Origin of the sequence: Streptomyces sp. SID10853 (assembly GCF_010548145.1) — a bacterium.
GTDB lineage: Bacteria > Actinomycetota > Actinomycetes > Streptomycetales > Streptomycetaceae > Streptomyces.
This window is the reverse complement of sequence record NZ_JAAGLN010000376.1, coordinates 1-4,300: the sequence shown is the minus strand read 5'-3', so window position 1 is coordinate 4,300 and position 4,300 is coordinate 1. Positions and strand designations below refer to the sequence as shown.

The window sequence follows — 4,300 nt, the reverse complement described above, 5'->3', positions numbered from 1 at the left end:
CGCCGCCGCGCGCACAGCGCGGGATCAGCCGCGCAGCGCGACCGCCGACACCAGGAGCACGGCGAGCGCCATCGCGAGGAACAGCAGATAGGCCCCCAGCGCCCGCCCCCGGTCTCCGGCGGCCAGCTGCCTGGCCAGCACCCATCCGAACACCACGGCCTCGGCCCCGGCGCCGGCGACCCCGGCAGCCGGCCACCGCAACCCCAGCAGTACGGCGACGGTCGCGACCGTGTGCACCGCCCCGAGAAGCGAGACGACCCAGAGCCGCCGCCCGGCGACGACCCCCAGGCGCGTGAGCTGATCGAGCCGCTCCAGCCCCGCCCGGCTCCGCGCCACGGACGCGATCGCCGATGGCACGACCTCCAGCAACAGCAGAACGCTCAGAACCACCCGCAGTACGAACACGCCAGCCCCGCCCCGATCGGTACGCCGGTCCCGGCACCTGTCCGGAAACAGGCCGGGAAACGACCGAAGGCCCAGCACATGATGTGCTGGGCCTTCGGACTTGAGTAGCGGGGACAGGATTTGAACCTGCGACCTCTGGGTTATGAGCCCAGCGAGCTACCGAGCTGCTCCACCCCGCGTCGGTAAACCCAACTCTACGGCATGCGCGGGGGTGGTTCGAACCATGACCGGGAACAGCTCCCGCCGGAAGGCTTCCGGGCCACACAGAAACGTCCCGCCCGGCAGAAGCCGAAGCGGGACGCTTCATCGCAGGTCAGCAGGAGATCCTCCGCGACCTTCACCCGTAGACCGTGTGGGACTCGAACCCACAACCAATGGATTAAAAGTCCACTGCTCTGCCAATTGAGCTAACGGTCCGTGCTGACGCACCCCCCGAGCATAGCGGGAGCGTGCCCCGCAGCCGATCGGGTATCCCCCACCGGGCACGTCGAACTCCGGCCGGCGGGCGGTGCGGGCCGTCGGCCGGAGTGGCGTGGCCGAGCGGTGGGATCCCGCCCGGAGGACGCCCGTTGCGCCGCTCAGGGGGTGTCAGGGCCCTGGAGTACCTGGAGGTAGTTGCCGTCCGGGTCCAGCAGGGTGGAGAAGATCCATCCGCCCCCGGTGTCCTCGACCGGCCTGACCCAGGTGACGCCGAGGGTGTTGAAGTGCCGCTCGGCCGCCCGGATGTCGCGCACCACGATGTTGACCAGGTGCCGGCCGGGCTCGGCGGCCTTGTCCGCCACATCGTCGCGGCGGTCGAAGCCGATGACCGCCTGCCGGCCGATGATCAGCATGTGCCCCTCCCAGCGGGCGCCCAGCGGCTCCAGTGCGGCGCGGTACCACTCGATGAGGGGTTCGGGGTCCGTGCTGCCGAGGACGACGCCGAGTCCGGTGATGTTGCCCGGGGTTGTCATGGGGTGTGCCTCCTTCTCGTCTTCATCTTTCGGATCTCCAGGAGGTGACCGCCCCGGATCACGAAAGTCATCGGCCGGCGCCGGACCGGTCCCGGACACGGCTGAGCGGGCCCCTCCGCGAAGGAGGAGCCCGCTCAGTGATGCGACGGTTCACCGGTTCACCCGGCGCACCGGCCCCGGCTCACGCCGGCAGGCAGGTGTCAGCTGTTGCGCTTCCAGCGCGGCTTGTCGTCGCGGCGGCCGAACGAACCGGTGCCGGTGCCCGTACCGGTCGTGCGGTGGTCGTCGCGGCGGCCGGTCGGACGGTCGCTGCTGCCGGAGCGGAAGCCGCCGGTGGGGCGGTCGTCACGGCGGTCACGGTTGAACGGACGGTCGCTGCCGCGGTGGCCGCCGGTGGGGCGGTCCTCACGGCGCTGGAAACCACCGCGGTCGTCACGGCGGTCGCCGCCACGGAAACCACCGGACGGGCGGTCGTTGTCACGACGCTCGCCACCACGGAAACCACCACCGGAACCACCCGACGGACGGTCGTCACGGCGGAAGCCGCCACCGTTGCCACCGCGGTCGTCACGGCGGTCGCCGCCACGGAAACCACCGGACGGGCGGTCGTTGTCACGACGCTCGCCACCACGGAAACCACCACCGGAACCACCCGACGGACGGTCGTCGCGACGGAAGCCGCCACCGTTGCCACCGCGGTCGTCACGGCGCTGGAAACCGCCGCGGTCACCACCGCGGTCGTCACGGCGCTGGAAGCCACCGCGGTCACCACCACGGTCGCCGCCGCGGTATCCACCACGGTCGCCGCCCCGGTCGTCACGGCGCCCGAAGTTGCCGCGGTCGTCGCGGCGCTCCTCGCGCTGCTCCGCCCTCGGCTGCTCCGGCACGGCGGCCGCGATCTCGGCCTCGGCGGCCTGCAGCACCTCGGCGACAGCGGCCTCGGGGTCGTCACCGCGCTCGCGGGCGGCACGCGCCACCAGACGGTCGGCCTCCTCGCGCAGCTCGGTCGCCCGGCGCTGGATGCGCTCCAGCTCACGGGTGAGGTCCTTGGCCTCGCGCTCCGCCTGCTTGGCGGCGTTGTTAGCGGAGTCGGCCTGGACCTCGGTCAGCGAACGGGCACCGGTGATCTCGGCGACCTCGGGCTCGAAGGCCCCGGCCCCCTGGACGATGTGGCGCGTGGCGTCGACGCCCGCGTCCTCCATCAGCCGGAAGATCTGCCGGCGCTGGTGCGGCAGCGACAGCGAGACGACCGTGCCGGACTTGCCGGCGCGGGCGGTACGTCCCGAGCGGTGCAGGTAGTCCTTGTGGTCCCCGGCCGGGTCCACGTTCAGGACCAGGTCGATGCCGTCGACGTGGATACCGCGGGCGGCGACGTCGGTCGCGACGAGCGCGTTGACGTAACCGTCCTTGAAGTCGGCGAGCACGCGGGTCCGGGCGCCCTGGGTCATACCGCCGTGCAGGGCGTCCGCCTTGACGCCCGACTCGACGAGCTGCTCGGCGATACGGTCGGCGCCCAGCTGGGTCCGTACGAAGATGATCGTGCGGCCCTTGCGGGCGGCGATCGCGGCCGTGACGGGCGCCTTGTCCTTCGGCTTCACGACGAGGACGTGGTGCGACATGGTCGAGACGTTGCCCTGGGCGCTGTCCACCTCGTGGCTGACCGGGTTGGTCAGGTAGCGCTTGACCAGCGTGCCGATCTCGTTCTCCATGGTGGCGGAGAAGAGCATCCGCTGGCCGCCGCCGGGGATCTGGTCGAGCAGCTCGGTGACCTCGGGCAGGAAGCCCAGGTCGGACATCTGGTCGGCCTCGTCGAGGACGGCGACCTGGACGCTCGCCAGCGAGCAGGCGCCGCGGTTGATGATGTCGCGCAGCCGGCCCGGGGTGGCGACGAGGACGTCGACGCCGCGCTCCAGGGCGTAGATCTGGTTGGACATCGACGTACCGCCGCAGACGACCTTCATCTTCAGGCCGAGCACGTCGCCGTACGGCTGGAGCGCGTCCGCGACCTGCATCGCGAGCTCACGGGTCGGGGTGAGGATGATGCCGCGCGGCTTCTTCTTCTCGGTGTGCCCGCCGGCGAGCGTCGCCAGCAGCGGGAGGCCGAAGGAGAGGGTCTTGCCGGAGCCGGTACGGCCACGGCCGAGGATGTCCTTGCCGGCCAGGGCGTCCGGGATGGTCGCCGCCTGGATCGGGAAGGGCGCGGTGACGCCGTTCTGGGCGAGCTTGCGGACGATGCCGTCGGGGAGGCCGAGGGACCCGAAGGTCACGGTCGGCTCGGCGGGCTCTTCGTCGGTGACCGGCTCGGCGGCGACGGGCTCGCGGGTGGCGGCCTCATCGGCGGCGGGCTCGGTGGTGACTGCGGCCTCAGCGGCGTTGTCACCGGCGGCCACGGCCTCGGCGACGGCCTCTTCGACCTCGACCACGACAGCCTCGGCGTCGGCGACGATCTCGTCGTTCTCGGGCATGACGGCGTGGTCAGAACTGAAATTGGACATGCGAAATGCGAAACCTTCCGGAGTCTCGGCACGCGCCCATAACTCCGTGAATCGCTATTTCGACCGCCTCAATGCGGACCAGTCACGGTAAGGGAGAGAACGCGCCTCGGGGCGCTCTTCGTCTCTTGTTGATCAAGAAACACAGTGGCGCCGGGCAATGGGATCAAACGATCTACTACCATACTCACCCTTCCCCCTCCCTGGCAAACCCGGCCTGCCGCACCGGCTCGGCCTGCGGTGATGCCAGCGGAATCAGCATCGCTTCGGACCGCTTGGCGGGGCCTGCGGACGGTGCAGTCGTCGCCCCGGGCGGCGAGCTTCCGGGGTCGGGCGTCGGGCTCGTACGCGGTGGGTCCGACGGCTGCCTGGGCGGCGTCGGGTCACCGCCGGGCGGCGTCGGGCGGCCGGACGGCCTGCCTCCGTGCCCCGGTTTACGGCCCGGCCCCG

At 71.3% G+C, this 4,300-nt stretch carries 3 protein-coding genes and 2 tRNA genes; all 5 read right to left on the bottom strand.

Annotation, left to right across the window (positions count from 1 at the left end):
- Window positions 1-24: 24 nt before the first annotated feature.
- The 5 genes from G3I19_RS34930 to G3I19_RS34910 all read right to left on the bottom strand — a co-directional run bounded on the left by G3I19_RS34930 (window position 25) and on the right by G3I19_RS34910 (window position 3,853).
- A complete protein-coding gene (locus tag G3I19_RS34930) occupies window positions 25-405 on the bottom strand; it encodes a hypothetical protein (RefSeq protein WP_164267710.1) in 381 nt (126 codons plus the stop codon).
- Window positions 406-510: 105 nt separating this feature from the next.
- Window positions 511-584 (bottom strand) — tRNA-Met (locus tag G3I19_RS34925).
- A gap of 165 nt (window positions 585-749) precedes the next feature.
- Window positions 750-822, bottom strand: a tRNA-Lys gene (locus tag G3I19_RS34920).
- Between the two features lie 161 nt (window positions 823-983).
- Window positions 984-1,358: a VOC family protein gene (locus G3I19_RS34915; protein ID WP_164267709.1), complete on the bottom strand. Its 375-nt coding sequence runs from the start codon at window positions 1,356-1,358 to the stop codon at window positions 984-986.
- 200 nt (window positions 1,359-1,558) lie between these two features.
- Window positions 1,559-3,853, bottom strand: coding sequence for a DEAD/DEAH box helicase (locus G3I19_RS34910; RefSeq protein WP_164267708.1), 2,295 nt, complete (start codon window positions 3,851-3,853; stop codon window positions 1,559-1,561).
- Between the last annotated feature and the right edge of the window lie 447 nt (window positions 3,854-4,300).

Coding starts and splice junctions, on each gene's coding strand:
- G3I19_RS34915 (WP_164267709.1), bottom strand. CDS start 1,358: ATGACAACCCCGGGCAACATCACCGGACTCGGCGTCGTCCTCGGCAGC.
- G3I19_RS34910 (WP_164267708.1), bottom strand. CDS start 3,853: ATGTCCAATTTCAGTTCTGACCACGCCGTCATGCCCGAGAACGACGAG.